This is a genomic window from Halopseudomonas sp. MFKK-1 (assembly GCF_027474385.1).
Classification (GTDB): domain Bacteria; phylum Pseudomonadota; class Gammaproteobacteria; order Pseudomonadales; family Pseudomonadaceae; genus Halopseudomonas; species Halopseudomonas aestusnigri.
Window position 1 is genome coordinate 227,940 of sequence record NZ_CP114836.1, and the last position, 13,846, is coordinate 241,785.

The window sequence follows — 13,846 nt, forward strand, 5'->3', positions numbered from 1 at the left end:
ATGACTACCGAGCCACAATCACCGCCGCCCTGTCGAGCCTGCATCGACCGTCCTGCGCTGGACTTTGACTTCAGCATGGCGTTTCAGCCGATCGTCGATGTACGCACCCGCCAGCTCTTTGCCTGCGAGGCGCTGGTACGAGGCACAGACGGTACCGGCGCGGCCGGCATTCTGTCGAAGGTCACCACCGACAATCGTTATCAGTTTGACCAGTCCTGCCGCGTCAAGGCAGTGGAGCTGGCGGCCCGGCTGAACATCCCCTGCTTTGTCAGCATCAATTTTCTGCCCAACGCGGTGTATCAGGCGGCGACCTGCATTCGCGCTACCCTGGAAGCGGCAAAGCGCTTCAACTTCCCGGTGGAGCGGCTGATTTTCGAAATTACCGAAAACGAGCAGATGGTCGATAAAGATCATCTCAAAAGCATCATTACCGAGTACAAGCGCCAGGGCTTCAAAACCGCCATCGACGATTTCGGTGCAGGCTATTCGGGGCTGAATCTGCTGGCCGAGTTCCAGCCGGACATCATCAAGCTGGACATGGCGCTGATCCGTGATATCGACAAGGACGTGATAAAGCAGGCGATCGTGCGCGGCATCCTTGGGGTCTGTGCCGCCCTGAGCATCGAAGTCATCGCTGAAGGGGTCGAAACCGAAGCCGAGCTGGCATTCCTGCGCGAACAGAATGTCCATCTCTTTCAGGGCTATCTGCTGGCACGTCCGGCCTTCGAGCAGGTACCGGACATCAATTGGTCTGCCGTCGCGCATGGGTAACAGCAAGGACGACAGCAAGCAGCGCAAGGCCGAACGCGAAGCGCTGCGCGAGGAACTGCTGGAGACCCAGTTCGAACTGCGTTCACTGGAACACGGCTCGGTCCTGGTTCTGATCAGCGGCAACGACTTCGCCGGCAAGGCCGAAGTCATCCACAGCTTCTACGAGTGGCTGGACAACCGCTACCTCAATACCCGCGCTTTCGGGATGCCCAAAGGGGTCGACAAGCGCATGCCACGCATGTGGCGCTATTGGCGCACCCTGCCACCGGCCGGCGAACTGGGGTTTTATCTGGGCTCCTGGTACCACCAGCCGCTGATGAAGTTGAGTCGGGGGCAAATCAGCATCAACCGCTTTACCGCACAGATGCAGGACATCCTGCATTTCGAACGCCTGCTCAATGATGAAGGCATTATCCTGGTCAAGATCTGGCTGCACCTGACCGACGATGAACGCGGGACGCGCCAGCGGGTAGACCCCAGTCTGCTGAAACAGACCGTAGCCATGCGCGAATGGGGTGACTTCAGCGCCGCCGACTACGAGAAGGTGCGCGAGGGCGCCCGCCTGATGACCGAGCTGACCTCCACAAACGAGTCCCCCTGGATTCGGGTGCCGGCAACAGACCCTCACCTGCGCGATCAGCGGATCGGCCAGATTGTGCTGGAAGCCATGCGCCAGCGTATCAACACACCGCCGGTGCCGCGCCCGGTCTACGGCTGGCAACCCGCCCAGCGCGACTACCTCGCCCAGCTGGATTACAGCCAGAAGCTGCCAAAGGACGAGTACCAGCAACAGCTGCTGCATTGGCAGAACAGACTGCGCGACCTGATGCAGCATCCGCGCTTCGCCCGTCGCAGCCTGATGCTGGTGTTCGAGGGCAGTGATGCCGCCGGTAAGGGCGGTGCCATCCGCCGCATCACCCAATGTCTCGACCCGCGTATCCTGCGGGTTCACGGCACCCGCGCGCCGAGTGACGAGGAGCGCCGGATGCCCTATCTCTGGCGCTTCTGGCGACGCATACCAGCCCCGGGCAATGTCGTGGTCTTCGACCGCAGTTACTACGGCCGCGTCCTGGTAGAGCGGGTTGAAGGCTTCTGCGCCGAATCCGAATGGCAACGCGCCTATGCCGAGATCAATGATTTTGAGCAACAGCTGACCGAGAACGGTACGTTGCTGATCAAGTTCTGGCTGGCGATCACCGAGCAGGAGCAGCTCAAGCGCTTCAAGGAACGGGAAGCATCACCAGTCAAACGCTACAAGCTGACCGAGGAAGACTGGCGTAACCGCAAGCGCTGGCCCGAGTACGTTGAGGCGCTCAATGACATGGTTGAGCACACCTCGACCCGCTCGGCACCGTGGCACCTGATTCCCGCTGAAGACAAGCGTCATGCCCGCATCCAGACGTTGCGCATCCTCTGCGAGGCACTTGAGGAAGCACTTGAGTAGTTGGTAAAACGTGCTTGCTTGGCTATGATCAGCTCTCGCCAAGTCGGCGCTTCTCAAGGAAATAGGCAATGAAACTACTGGATGAATTCAAGGCTTTTGCCATGCGCGGCAACGTTGTCGACATGGCCGTGGGTATTATCATCGGCGCCGCGTTTGGCAAGGTCGTTTCCTCGTTCGTCAACAACGTCGTCATGCCGCCGCTGGGTGTACTGATCGGCGGCGTCAACTTCACCGATCTGGCCATTGTCCTGAAACAGGCAGAAGGTGACGCAGCCGAGGTGGCCATCGGCTACGGAATGTTTATCCAGAGCGTCGTGGACTTCCTGATCATCGCCGCCGCGGTCTTCACTGCGGTCAAGGTAATGAACAGCCTGAAGAAAAAGGAAGAGGCAGCACCAGCTGCGCCGCCGGCACCGTCGAAGGAAGAGGTACTGCTTGGCGAGATCCGCGACCTGCTGAAAGAGCAGAAACAGGGATAAGCCCCCAGCGGTGCCCGGTACCGATCCGGGCACCGCGTAATGCTATACTGCGCGGCACGCCCCACTGCCCTGGCTGACCATGCAATCCTGCGATACCCCCTACGGCTCACTGCAGCTGCAGCGCTATCCCACCTCCCGGGAAGACACACTTCAGGCCTTCGACAACGCCGATCTCTACCTGCTGCAGCGACTGCAGGAGGAGCCCGCCGACAGCGGCCCGATTCTGGTCGTCAACGACAGCTTCGGCGCACTCGCCTGCGCACTGGCAACGGCAGGTCTGGAGACACACAGCTGGGGCGATTCATGGATGAGCTGGCGCGCCCTGCAGGGCAACCTCGCAGCCAACAATCTTGATTCGGCCAGGGTTCAATTCTTCAATAGCACCCAGACACCGGACGGCTGTTATCGCCAGGTGCTGCTGCGCATCCCCAAGAGCCTGAGCCTGTTGCAGGATCAGTTACAGCGCCTGCGCCCGCACCTCACCGACAACGCCCTGCTGCTGGCCGGCAGCATGATCAAGCACCTGCCGCCGAGTGCCGGCGACCTGCTGGCAGCCCATATTGGTCCCTATCAGGCTTCGCTTGGCTGGAAGAAGGCCCGGCTGCTGCAGTGCAGGCACAATCCGGTATTGCAGCCTTGCGCCAGCAATCTGAGCACCCACTACCCGCTGGATGGCACCCCGCTGCTGCTGAACAATCGCCCCGGCGTGTTCTCGCGCGAGAAGCTGGATATCGGCACCCGCGTGCTGCTGCCCTGCATTCCGTCAGACCTGGGCAGCGCGCGGATAGTGGACCTGGGCTGCGGCAATGGCGCTCTCGGCCTGATGGCAGCCTGCCGCAACCCCGAGGCACAGCTGACATTTATCGACGAGTCCTGGGCAGCGGTGGCATCGGCGCAGGACAACTTCGCAGCAGCCTTCCCCGGCCGCAGCGCCCGCTTCATCGTCAGCGACGGGCTGAGTGAAGCCGAGCCAGGGTCCGCCGATCTTGTTCTGTGCAACCCGCCGTTCCACCAGCAGCAGGTGGTGGGTGATCAAATCGCCCGCCGACTGTTTGACCAAAGCCGCAAGGCGCTCGCACATGGCGGCGAGCTGCTGGTGGTCGGCAATCGCCATCTGGGCTACCACCAGACCCTCAGGCGCTACTTCGCCAAGGTCGAACAGCGCGCCGCTGCACCCAAGTTCGTAGTGCTGGCAGCCAGCTGACAGCGCTCAGCCGCTGCGGGCACGGCGGCAGCGCTCGGAGCAGTAACGCACCTCATCCCAGCAGCGCGCCCACTTGCGGCGCCAGGCAAAGGGCCTGCCGCACACCGCGCAGGTTTTCTGCGGCAAGTCACCCTTGCGAATCACAGCATCTCACCGGCATCCAGCCGCTCCAGCAGATGCTCGCCCCACTGCCACAGGGCCTGCTGTTTGGCTTCCGGCATGCGCTGCAGGTTGCGGTACACCATCGCCATGCGCGGATTGGAGCCGAGCTGCTCGCGGTGGCGCATGACGAAATGCCAATACAGCGCGTTGAACGGACATGCCCTGGCGCCGGTCTGCTCGCTGACCTTGTAGCTGCAGCCGCCGCAGTAATCCGACATCCGCTTGATGTACTGCCCACTGCTGCAATAGGGCTTGGAGCCGAGATACCCCCCATCGGCATGCATTACCATGCCCAGGGTATTGGGCAGCTCCACCCAGTCAAAGGCGTCCATGTACACGGCCAGATACCAGTCGCAAATCTGCTTGGGTTCAATACCCGCCAGCAGGGCAAAATTGCCGGTAACCATCAGACGCTGAATATGGTGCGCATAGGCATGTTCCAGCGTTTGGCCAATTGCCTGCTGCATGCAACGCATCCGCGTCTTGCCGGTCCAGTAGAACGCGGGCAGATCGCGCTGATTGCCGAAGGCGTTGCGCTCGGCGTACTCCGGCATCAATAGCCAGTAGATACCGCGAACATACTCGCGCCAGCCGAGAATCTGGCGAATAAAGCCCTCGGCCGCGTTCAGCGGAATCAGGCCAGCCTGCCAGTCGGCCTGCACGTCCAGACACACCCGGCGCGGATCAAGCAGCCCGATATTCAGTGCCGCGGCTATGCGCGCATGAAACAGCCAGCGCTGATCCACCGCCATGGCATCCTGGTAGTCACCGAACCGGGCCAGCGCCTGCTGGCGGAAACGCTGCCACAACGCCTCGGCATCCGCGTGGGTGACCGGGTAATCAAAACCCTCAAGCTGACCGTAATGATCAGCAAACCGGGCAGCGACCAGGGCAGCTACCTCGCAGGTGATGGCGTCCATCGGAAAATGCGGCTGCGCCGGTACAGGGTGCCCCGCAGGCAGGGCTTTGCGATTATCCTGATCAAAGTTCCAGCTGCCGCCTTCCGGCTGGCCTTCTGGCGTCATCAGCAGTCCGCTGCGGCGACGCATCTCACGATAGAAGAACTCCATCCGCAACTGCTTGCGCCCCGCGGCCCAGTTGGCGAACCACTCCGCGCTGCAGAAAAACCGCTCATCCGGCAGCAAGGTCAATTCGGGCCAGTCAGCCTGACGCTGACGAAACCGATCCAGCAGTCGCCATTCCCCGGGCTCGGTCAGCAGAATGCGTTCAGGCTGCAGCCTGCTGCGGGCACGCGCCAGTTCGCCATCCAGCGAGCCGCTGTTGGCCGGGTCGTCCAGCTTGATGTAATCAACGTTGAAGCCACGGCCACGCAACCCCTCGGCAAAATGCCGCATGGCAGAGAGGATAAACACAATCTTCTGCGGGTGATGAGGAACGTAACGTCCCTCCTCCTCGGCTTCCACCATGAGGATACGGTCCCGCGCCGGATCGGCGCCAGCCAGGCTGCTGATGGCCGGATCAAGCTGGTCACCCAGCAGCACAATCAGATTACGCATGTCAGCCACTCAGGGGTGCAGCGGCAGAGGCAGTCGCATCGCCGCCTGTGGACCACCCGTAACCAGGGCGTCAGGCCCCATCTCGTCACAGACATTGAGATGAACCAGATTGATAGTCTGAAAGGGCAGCTCCACCAGCGCATTGCGCGCGTCATGCAGGGAGCGGAATACCCAGGGCCGAGTATCCCCCTCGTGCTGCTTGAGCAGATGGCGCGATCCGTCGATCAGCGCCTCGACCAGATACACCGCGCCCTCGTGTGACAGCAGATCCAGGTCCTGCAAGGCCCCTCTGTCCGCTGCCTGCATCAATTGTTCCAGCGTCATGGCATCGACTCCTGCAAAGTTGTACAGGAACGATACCCTTACACAAAAACCTTTACCAGAAGTACAACATTAAATCGCCTTACCGTCGCGCCCCATGCGATCCAGCAGGCCCATGCCAAAGGAGGACACCACAAAGGTGAGGTGGATGATCACGTACCACATCAGCTTGTCATTGGGGATATTCTGCGCATTCATGAACACCTTGAGCAGGTGAATCGATGAAATCGCGACAATCGATGCCGCAACCTTCATCTTCAGCGAGCCGGAGTCCATCTTGCCAAGCCAGCTGAGCTTCTCCTTGCCGTCGTCGATGTCCAGCTGGGAGACGAAATTCTCGTAGCCGGAAATCATCACCATGACCAGCAGGCCACCCACCAGTGCCATATCCACCAGCGAGAGCACAACCAGAATGAGATCGGCTTCGGCGGTTTCGAGCAGGTGAGGCAACAGATGAAACAGTTCCTGAAAGAACTTGACCGCCAACGCCGCAAGCGCCAGAGACAGGCCCAGATAGATAGGCGCAAGAATCCAGCGCGCCGAGTACATCAGGTTTTCCAGAAGGCGTTCCATTGACTGCATTAACCTCGATTTCAGTATGTTCGATTTTGGGGCGCGATGGTTGTTCACAGTAACTGTGGATAACTCTGTGAGCAGTGAACTGATAACTCACTGCGACCCTGTCAGCACGGGCGCTGGCGCGACTCGCACACATTTTGTTCAGTTGAACCATCCTTGACGCGGTGAACCGTTGATGTGCTGAAAAGCAGGCAGTGCGCACCTTTCAGCGGCATCGAAAGGCCAGCAGGGAGCAGATTGCCCTGCCGGCGTCAAGACCTCATTCGGGTATCCGTTGGCAATCAGTGACAACCTGTCGCAGCAAAGCCTGTGGATAACCCTGTAGACAGAACCCGTTGCGGCCCACCGCTCAAGCTCGCGGGCACGGCGAATAAAAACCGGTTACTTGTCGCCGTCACCCTCCTCCGGGTCTGACTCTTCCTCTTCACGGTCGCGCTCGGCAATCTCGGCCAAGCGGGCAACCACCCTGGCATTGATACTGCCCTCGGCGAAATCCCCTTGCTCGTTCAATTCGCCCGCCGGCTCTCCGGCCAGCAGTGCCAGCGCCTCGTCCACACAGGACACGCCGTAAACCGAGAACTGGCCGTTACGCACAGCCTGCAGGACTTCTTCATCCAGCATGAGGTTGGGTACGTTCGAGCGCGGAATGATAACGCCCTGCTCACCGGTCAGGCCACGGGCCTGACACAGGCGGAAAAAGCCTTCTATCTTCTCGTTCAACCCGCCGACCGCCTGCACCTCGCCGAACTGGTTGATCGAGCCGGTAATGGCAAAGCACTGCTTCAGAGGCGTGCGCGAGAGCGCCGATATCAGGGTGCAGACCTCACCGAGCGACGCACTGTCGCCATCGACATAGCCATAGGACTGCTCCAGCGCGATGCTCGCGGAGATTTCCAGCGGATGCTTCTGGGCATAACGGCTGCCGAGAAAACCGGTCAGAATCATCACGCCCTTGGAGTGAATCGGCTGCCCGAGGTTCACCTCACGCTCGATATCGACAATTCCGCTGCCGCCCGGGTAGACCGTGGCACTGATACGCGCGGGCAAACCGAATACCGAATCACCCACCTCAAGTACGGTCAGCCCGTTGCACTTGCCGACCGCAGCGCCATCGGTGTCGATCAGAATGACGCCCGACAGCATGTCTTCATGAATGCGCGCGCTGACCCGTCCGGTACGGGTTTCCTTGGCGCGCAGGGCACGTTCGATGTGCGCGGTATCGGTGATCGGGTCACCCGCCAGCTGGCGGGTAAAGTCGGCCTCGGCCACCAGCTGAAAAATATCGCTGATGCGCGCCGAGAGCCGCTTCTGGTGCTCGGCCAGCCGGGTGCTGTAGGTCAGCACCCGGGCAACCGCCGCCGCGGTAAGCGGGGCCAGCCCCTCCTCCGAGGTACGGGTTTTCAGCAACTGGGCCATGCCTTCGATACTGTCCGGCGTGCGCGGCAGATCCTCATCGAAATCCACCAGCACGCGAAACATTTCCTGAAAGTCCGGATCCAGATCCTGCAGCGCGTAATACACCTGGCGCGAGCCGATGATCACCACCTTCACATCCAGCGGAATCACCTGGGGGGTCAGGGTTACCGTCGCCAGTCGGCCCATATCGGCCCAGGGCGACTCCATCTTCAGCTCGCGCGAATGCAGGGCACGCTTGAGGGCGTCCCAGACAAAGGGCTCGCCCAGCAGCTTCTCGGCTTCCAGCAGCAGAAAACCGCCGTTTGCCCGATGCAATGCGCCGGAGCGGATATGCCGATAACTGGTTACCAGCGCGCCCTGCTCGGGTGAGTACTCAATGCGCCCGAACAGATTGTCGTAGGACGGATGCGGCTCGTGTACGACCGGCGCGCCACCACTGGTGTGATGACCAACGATCAGGCTGGGGCTGTACTGTTCGACCAGCAACTGCCGCTTGTAGGCGTCCGGCCGTGCCTCCAGGGCTCGCTCCTCGACCAGTTGATCGATTACCGTCTTGAGCAGGTTCTGGCGCATCGCCTGCAGGTAATCACAGACCGCCTGATTGCCGCTGTAGCGCTCCAGCAGTGGCTCAAGCAGGGGCTGCAGGGCTTCGGTGATGGTCTGCTCGTTGAGCTCGCGCAGCTGATTGCTCGACTCGCGCTTCCACTGCGGCAGGCTGGCGAGCTCTTCGTTCAGCACTTCCTCAAGCTCGGAAATATCGCTGTGGAAGCGCTCGCGCTCCTCCTCCGGCAACTGGGCAAAGTCGGCCTCATCCAGCGCCTTGCCCTCTTTCATCGGCGTAAAGGCAATATTTTGCGAGTCACGGTACAGCGCGATGCTTTTTTCCAACGCGCGGCGTTCTACCGAATCAATCGCCCGGTCGTAGCGCTGGTTGAAGGCCCGATCAATGGCGCTTTTCTTCTGCTGATAGGCCGGGTGCTCAAACACCGCGGGGAAGGTTGCCAGCAGATTGTCGATAAAACGGTCGATCACCTCGATCAGCTCGCCGGCAGAACCGGGTGCCAGGCTGATCACCCAGGGTTCGCGAGGCTCATCGAAGTTGTTGACGTAGACAAAGTCCTGCGGGGTGACCTGGCGCTTGGCCTCCGCGCGCAGATAGCGCTGCACATAGGAAAAACGGCCGGTTCCCGGGTCACCCATGACAAACACGTTGTAGCCCGGCCGGTGCATGGCCACACCGAACTGCAGGGCCTCGACTGCCCGCTCCTGGCCGAGAATGCCACGGAAAGGTTCCAGATCGTCGGTGGTCGTGAAGCCGAGGCTGTCCAGATCGATGGGGGCGGTAAGTTGGTCCGGGGAAAGTCGTAGCGCGGTGGATTCGTTGGTCATCCAGCTTCCTTGGGCTCGCGGGGTTCAGACAAGCCTGCATTGTTGCCGCGCGGGCACCGGCTGACAAGTGCCAGCAGCCCGTTCAGCGCGGCGCATCCTGCAAAGGGAAGCCAATCAATGTCGGATGCCGCCACCAGCCCGGCCCTGAAGCGGTCAGCCCAACACCTTCACCAGCTCGCGCACCAGCGGCTTCATAAAAAAGCTACTCTCTGGCATCAGGTCCACATTGATGCCCCGTTCTCGCAGCTCATCGGCAACCACCGGCCCCACTGCCGCCACCTTGATCCGTGCCAGTGCCGATAGCAGCATTGCCTCGCCGTCATCACGACGCTTGGCAATTTGCAGCAATCGGCGCACCTGGGTTGCGCTGGTGAAGGCGATGGCGTCCACTTCGATAGCCAGCAGCGCGTCGATCAGTCGATCCACCTGCGCGTCTTCAACGTCGTCGGCATAGATATAGGGCGCAACGGTTTTAACCCGGGCGCCCGCGCCGGTCAGAAAATCGACCAGGCGCGTATTGGGGTCCGTGCCGTACAACTGCACACCGATACGCACGCCCTGCAGGTTTTCGCCCTTGAGCGTCTCGATAACGCCCTCGGTGGTCGGCGCCACCGCAACGCGATCCGGCCTGAGCCCCACCTTGCGCAACGCCGCACCCGGCTTCGGCCCACGGGTGAGCTTGGGGATCGGCCCCAGCGCTGCAACAAAGGCGTCACGCAACCCGTCGCCCTGACGCTCAGCCAGCGCCAGCATGCGCCGCAAGCCCTCACCAGTCAGCAGAATCACCTGATCAAAGGGCTGCTCAATCAGCTCACGCATCCAGGCCAGCACCGGCTGCGGGTCAGGCGCGTCGTGGATCGATACCAGCGGACAACGCAGCACATCAGCGCCGCGCTTGATCAGCATGTCAGCGAACAGGTCGAGCTCCCTGCTCTCGGGTACAGCAATACGGCGGCCGGCCAGCGGCTTGTCTTCGATAGTCATGGGCATTTCGGATTCCGAACGGTGCAAGGCCCACATTGTGCGCAGCCAACCAACGAATGAAAAGCGGTCGGCTCACACCAAAATCCCACCGGCATGTGGTCGAAGCATGTTGCAGCTCCGACGCAAGGCAAAGGCAGTTAAACCGGCGCACAGGGCAATCGCCCGTGAGCAACGCCAAGTACGGGCACCACGGCGGAGACGCTGCGCTTACTCCGCCCTACGGGCTGACGCTGTACTGTAGGGCGGAGTAAGCCAACGGCGTCTCCGCCAAGGCGGCTCAAGCCAACACCAGCCGCCCCCTCAGCCACAGCGTGATGTAACCCTATTTTTCCCAACCGCGTGTGTGCAGGATGGCATCCAGCGTCCGGCTGACGGCGGTGCAGTTGCGGACCATTTCGATTTTCTCCCAGGTGGAACGCTCGCCTTCATGGATCAGGCGATGCATCGCTTCGCGGCTTGGTGGTGCCAGCAGCCGCAGCGGGTGATCCCAGCGATTGCGCAGGAAGATATTGATGTCGGCAGTATATTCCTGTGCCAGCACGCCGTAGGTCAGATGCTGCATCAGACTGAGCACCGGCGACTTGATTCGGATGTTATCGCGGCTGAAGCGCATGGCCTCGGCGGCACCGATTTTCAGAAAGCGCGCCTGAAAATGAGCCAGATTGCGCAGCCGGTTGCGCGGCGCATCCGGGTCGGGCGTGATGGCAAGCGCCGCCGGGTTGGTCATGCTGGAGATGAAATGATTGACGCCGTAAAGGCGTGCCAGACGCTTGGCCGGCAGATCATCGGCAAAGGAGCCATCGATCCATTTCATACCCGGCAGGTAGGGAACCGTCTCGCCCGCTGCGTTGCGGCACATCAGCGTTACCGGCGGGTAGATGCCGTAGATCGCACATGAGGCTGTAACCGCAGAGCGAATCAGCACGTTGGGCGAGGTAATGGCGTTAAGCAGACGCGGGGCCTGCTGGGTCGACAACCCGGTAACAGTGATATTGAGCTTGCGACCGGTCAGCTCAAACGCTTCCTGAAAGGTCAGGTCCGGGATGATCTTGGCCAGGTAGTCGCGCAGGTTGTCGGCATCCATCGCCCGACCGCCACCAAACAGGCTGAGAGACGGCCGGATCGCGCTGGTCTCCTCGACTTCATGATGCAGGTTGTCGAGGCTCAGCCGCTCGCGCAGCTCCTCATCAACGTGGGTACAGGCGGTGGCGGCAAGGATGGACCCGGCGCTGCTGCCGGAGATGATTTCGGGCAACAGCCCCTGATCGAACAGCGCCTTGAGCACACCGGCGTGAAAGAAGCCAAGTACGGCGCCGCCACTCAGCATCAGCGCGGTCCGCCCGTTACAGTGACTGGCACGCAGGAAGAAATCCTGCTTTTCAGCCAACGAGATGATCTTGTCATCCACCTCGTTCAGGTCGTTAAGCGCGCCACACAGTTCGTCAATGTAGCGGGTAATGAGGTTCTTGGTCCCAAGCCGGGCCTTGTTATACAGCGACGGCTTGCCCATGCCGCCGAGGTTGCCATGAACGCCCTCGTTAAGCACAAACAGCAATTGGTGGTAATCCTTGCGAAAACGCAGATCGCGAAGAACATCCAGGCGCTGACGAATCGAACGGTAGTCATAGCTCTCGCACGCGTCATCCTGCTTCCAGTCGTCCAGCCCCTCCTCGTGATCCCAGGCAGCAGCCAGCTCACTCCATTGCTCATAGCTTTCTGCCTTTTCCATCGACTGCAGCAGCGCCTTGCCCCTGCCACGCTGAAAGAGATTGACCACCATATTCCACTCCCATGGCGCCCGCAGGCGCCTCACCAATAGTTACCTTGCAGCGTCAGGCTGCGCCCGCCGACTTGGCGCCCTTCGTTTCGGAGACAGTCGACTCGGACGCTTTGGCAACAGGCTTCGCCCGGCCTGCCGCAGCCAGCTTGGGTTTTTTCTCCGAATCCGGCTCGGCATCCGCCTGTTCATTGGTTGCCGGTTTCGGCGCTTCGACCCGCGCGGGCATGGAGGCCGCTGTGGTTTTTTCCAGCTCGGCCAGCAACGCGCGGTATTCCTCTGTCGACGCCTGGATGCAGTTCATGTAGAAATCCATATCCGAGACGATATTGCGGTCTGCCAGAACCCCGACATTAAGATCATCGTAGATACCGGTCAGGCAGTGACTGATGCCCATTCCGTCGCTGACCGGTGCCAGCGGAAACACGTTGACGATGCGCGCACCGGCAAAATAGCGCGGCACCAGACCGGGAATCCCGGGCACGTTGGTGATCAGGGTATTGACCAGCGGCACCGTACTTGCCAGCCGCGACTTGTTCTGCAGCCAGGCACCCAGGGCGCGTACATAGGGCGGCATCATGTCGCCGACGGCGTTATTGAGGTCGCACAGCACGTCGCGCGCCAGCGGCACCCCGCGCGCTGTGCGTCGGCGCACCGCAGACAAACGCTCAAGGGGCTCACCGATGTCGGTTCCGATGCCGATGAACATCGCCGAAATCAGGTTGCCGCAATCCTTCATCGCCTCACTTGGCCGGACCGAAACCGGACACATGGCCACCAGCGATTCGCTGGCGGGCAACTGGTTGTGATGCGAGAGATAACGACGCATGCCCCCGGCGATGATGGAGATAACCACATCATTCAGCGTGGCGCCCGGGCACAACTGCCGCATGCGTTTGAGCTCGGGAATATTCCAGGTCAGCGCACCGTAGGAGCGGTGGGGTGATATCTGTACGTTGAAGATGGTACGCGGTACCCGACGCTGTTCCGGCTTGGCCTCGGAGCGCAAGCGGCGAGCCAGCTCGATACTCTTGCGTCCGGCGGTCAGCCCGGCGCGCATGCTGCGCCATGCCTGCCCCATCATCCGCGGCGTCGTGCGCGACCACATTTCCAGCCGGGTCGGCGCCCGCTCGGCCACTTCAACCCGGTCACGCCGGCCATACTCGTGGTCTGCGGTTTCTTCCATCATTGCGGTGGTCAGTTCAAGGCTGGCCTTGCCATCCACATAGGCGTGATGGAACCGAATCAGCACCGCAAAGCTGTTCGGCGGAACGCCCTCCACGTTGTTGACCCCTTCAATGATGTAGATCTCCCAGGGCGCACGCTCCATATCTACGCTGCGCGACATGGTCCGCGCGGTGAAGATGCAGAGTTGCCGCCAGTCACCCGGCTGCGGCAGGCCAACATGGCGCACGTGATACTCCAGATCGAAATTCTCGTCATCCAGCCAATACGGGTCATCAAGCTGAAAGGGCGCCTTCTCAAGTCGGCGACGAAAGTACGAGGTCGTGTTCAAACGATCGGAAACGTATTGCAGGATGTCCTTGTGACGTACCAGGCCACCAGGGGCAGTGCTCTGATCGCACAGCCACAGGCTCCCAATCATCATGGGTTGGTTGGGCGCCTCAAAATAGAAAAAATGGGAGTCCATCGGGGTCAGCTGCTTCATGGTAGAGATCCTCATACCGATTGGGTGTATGCGCCACGTACTACACAGATCAGGCTTTGAACACGGATACCAACAAAACGAATCAAAATAGAAAAACGCACCACCTTTATAAACAAACAGCGAACGCTTTTAGT

The 13,846-nt window shown here is 60.8% G+C and carries 12 protein-coding genes; 4 read left to right on the forward strand and 8 right to left on the reverse strand.

Translation table 11 applies throughout. The features are described from left to right. The 4 genes from O5O48_RS01040 (at position 1) to O5O48_RS01055 (ending at position 3,898) form a co-directional block, all read left to right on the forward strand. A complete protein-coding gene (locus O5O48_RS01040) occupies positions 1-771 on the forward strand; it encodes an EAL domain-containing protein (RefSeq protein ID WP_269687905.1) in 771 nt (256 codons plus the stop codon). Further along, the gene (gene pap / locus O5O48_RS01045; protein WP_269687906.1) at positions 764-2,215 is read left to right on the forward strand and encodes a polyphosphate:AMP phosphotransferase; all 1,452 of its coding nucleotides are present in this window, start codon (positions 764-766) and stop codon (positions 2,213-2,215) included. The genes O5O48_RS01040 and pap overlap by 8 nt, the downstream gene beginning before the upstream one ends. 68 nt (positions 2,216-2,283) lie before the next feature. Then, positions 2,284-2,694, forward strand: a complete 411-nt coding sequence (gene mscL / locus O5O48_RS01050) for a large-conductance mechanosensitive channel protein MscL (protein ID WP_088277787.1) — start codon at positions 2,284-2,286, stop codon at positions 2,692-2,694. A gap of 79 nt (positions 2,695-2,773) precedes the next feature. After that, complete coding sequence (locus tag O5O48_RS01055) at positions 2,774-3,898, forward strand: methyltransferase (protein WP_269687907.1); 1,125 nt, start codon at positions 2,774-2,776, stop codon at positions 3,896-3,898. Positions 3,899-3,904: 6 nt separating this feature from the next. Here the strand turns inward: O5O48_RS01055 and O5O48_RS01060 are convergent, their stop codons facing one another. The 8 genes from O5O48_RS01060 to O5O48_RS01095 form a co-directional block, all read right to left on the reverse strand. Continuing rightward, entirely contained in the window at positions 3,905-4,039 is a 135-nt protein-coding gene (locus O5O48_RS01060) for a DUF2256 domain-containing protein (RefSeq protein ID WP_088277840.1), read from the reverse strand. Then, the gene (locus tag O5O48_RS01065) at positions 4,039-5,577 is read right to left on the reverse strand and encodes a cryptochrome/photolyase family protein (protein ID WP_269687908.1); all 1,539 of its coding nucleotides are present in this window, start codon (positions 5,575-5,577) and stop codon (positions 4,039-4,041) included. The genes O5O48_RS01060 and O5O48_RS01065 overlap by 1 nt, the downstream gene beginning before the upstream one ends. A 9-nt stretch (positions 5,578-5,586) precedes the next feature. Next, entirely contained in the window at positions 5,587-5,901 is a 315-nt protein-coding gene (locus O5O48_RS01070) for a DUF6482 family protein (protein WP_269687909.1), read from the reverse strand. Between the two features lie 69 nt (positions 5,902-5,970). Continuing rightward, positions 5,971-6,471: a TIGR00645 family protein gene (locus tag O5O48_RS01075; protein WP_233049105.1), complete on the reverse strand. Its 501-nt coding sequence runs from the start codon at positions 6,469-6,471 to the stop codon at positions 5,971-5,973. Positions 6,472-6,858: 387 nt separating this feature from the next. Further along, the gene (locus tag O5O48_RS01080; protein WP_269687910.1) at positions 6,859-9,282 is read right to left on the reverse strand and encodes a Lon protease family protein; all 2,424 of its coding nucleotides are present in this window, start codon (positions 9,280-9,282) and stop codon (positions 6,859-6,861) included. Between the two features lie 153 nt (positions 9,283-9,435). After that, the gene (locus O5O48_RS01085; protein WP_269687911.1) at positions 9,436-10,272 is read right to left on the reverse strand and encodes a uroporphyrinogen-III synthase; all 837 of its coding nucleotides are present in this window, start codon (positions 10,270-10,272) and stop codon (positions 9,436-9,438) included. Between the two features lie 316 nt (positions 10,273-10,588). Continuing rightward, positions 10,589-12,046: a DUF3336 domain-containing protein gene (locus tag O5O48_RS01090; RefSeq protein ID WP_269687912.1), complete on the reverse strand. Its 1,458-nt coding sequence runs from the start codon at positions 12,044-12,046 to the stop codon at positions 10,589-10,591. Positions 12,047-12,098: 52 nt separating this feature from the next. Then, positions 12,099-13,712, reverse strand: coding sequence for a wax ester/triacylglycerol synthase family O-acyltransferase (locus tag O5O48_RS01095; RefSeq protein WP_269687913.1), 1,614 nt, complete (start codon positions 13,710-13,712; stop codon positions 12,099-12,101). Between the last annotated feature and the right edge of the window lie 134 nt (positions 13,713-13,846).

Coding starts and splice junctions, on each gene's coding strand:
- O5O48_RS01040 (WP_269687905.1), top strand. CDS start 1: ATGACTACCGAGCCACAATCACCGCCGCCCTGTCGAGCCTGCATCGAC.
- pap (WP_269687906.1), top strand. CDS start 764: ATGGGTAACAGCAAGGACGACAGCAAGCAGCGCAAGGCCGAACGCGAA.
- mscL (WP_088277787.1), top strand. CDS start 2,284: ATGAAACTACTGGATGAATTCAAGGCTTTTGCCATGCGCGGCAACGTT.
- O5O48_RS01055 (WP_269687907.1), top strand. CDS start 2,774: ATGCAATCCTGCGATACCCCCTACGGCTCACTGCAGCTGCAGCGCTAT.
- O5O48_RS01065 (WP_269687908.1), bottom strand. CDS start 5,577: ATGCGTAATCTGATTGTGCTGCTGGGTGACCAGCTTGATCCGGCCATC.
- O5O48_RS01070 (WP_269687909.1), bottom strand. CDS start 5,901: ATGACGCTGGAACAATTGATGCAGGCAGCGGACAGAGGGGCCTTGCAG.
- O5O48_RS01075 (WP_233049105.1), bottom strand. CDS start 6,471: ATGGAACGCCTTCTGGAAAACCTGATGTACTCGGCGCGCTGGATTCTT.
- O5O48_RS01080 (WP_269687910.1), bottom strand. CDS start 9,282: ATGACCAACGAATCCACCGCGCTACGACTTTCCCCGGACCAACTTACC.
- O5O48_RS01085 (WP_269687911.1), bottom strand. CDS start 10,272: ATGCCCATGACTATCGAAGACAAGCCGCTGGCCGGCCGCCGTATTGCT.
- O5O48_RS01090 (WP_269687912.1), bottom strand. CDS start 12,046: ATGGTGGTCAATCTCTTTCAGCGTGGCAGGGGCAAGGCGCTGCTGCAG.
- O5O48_RS01095 (WP_269687913.1), bottom strand. CDS start 13,712: ATGAAGCAGCTGACCCCGATGGACTCCCATTTTTTCTATTTTGAGGCG.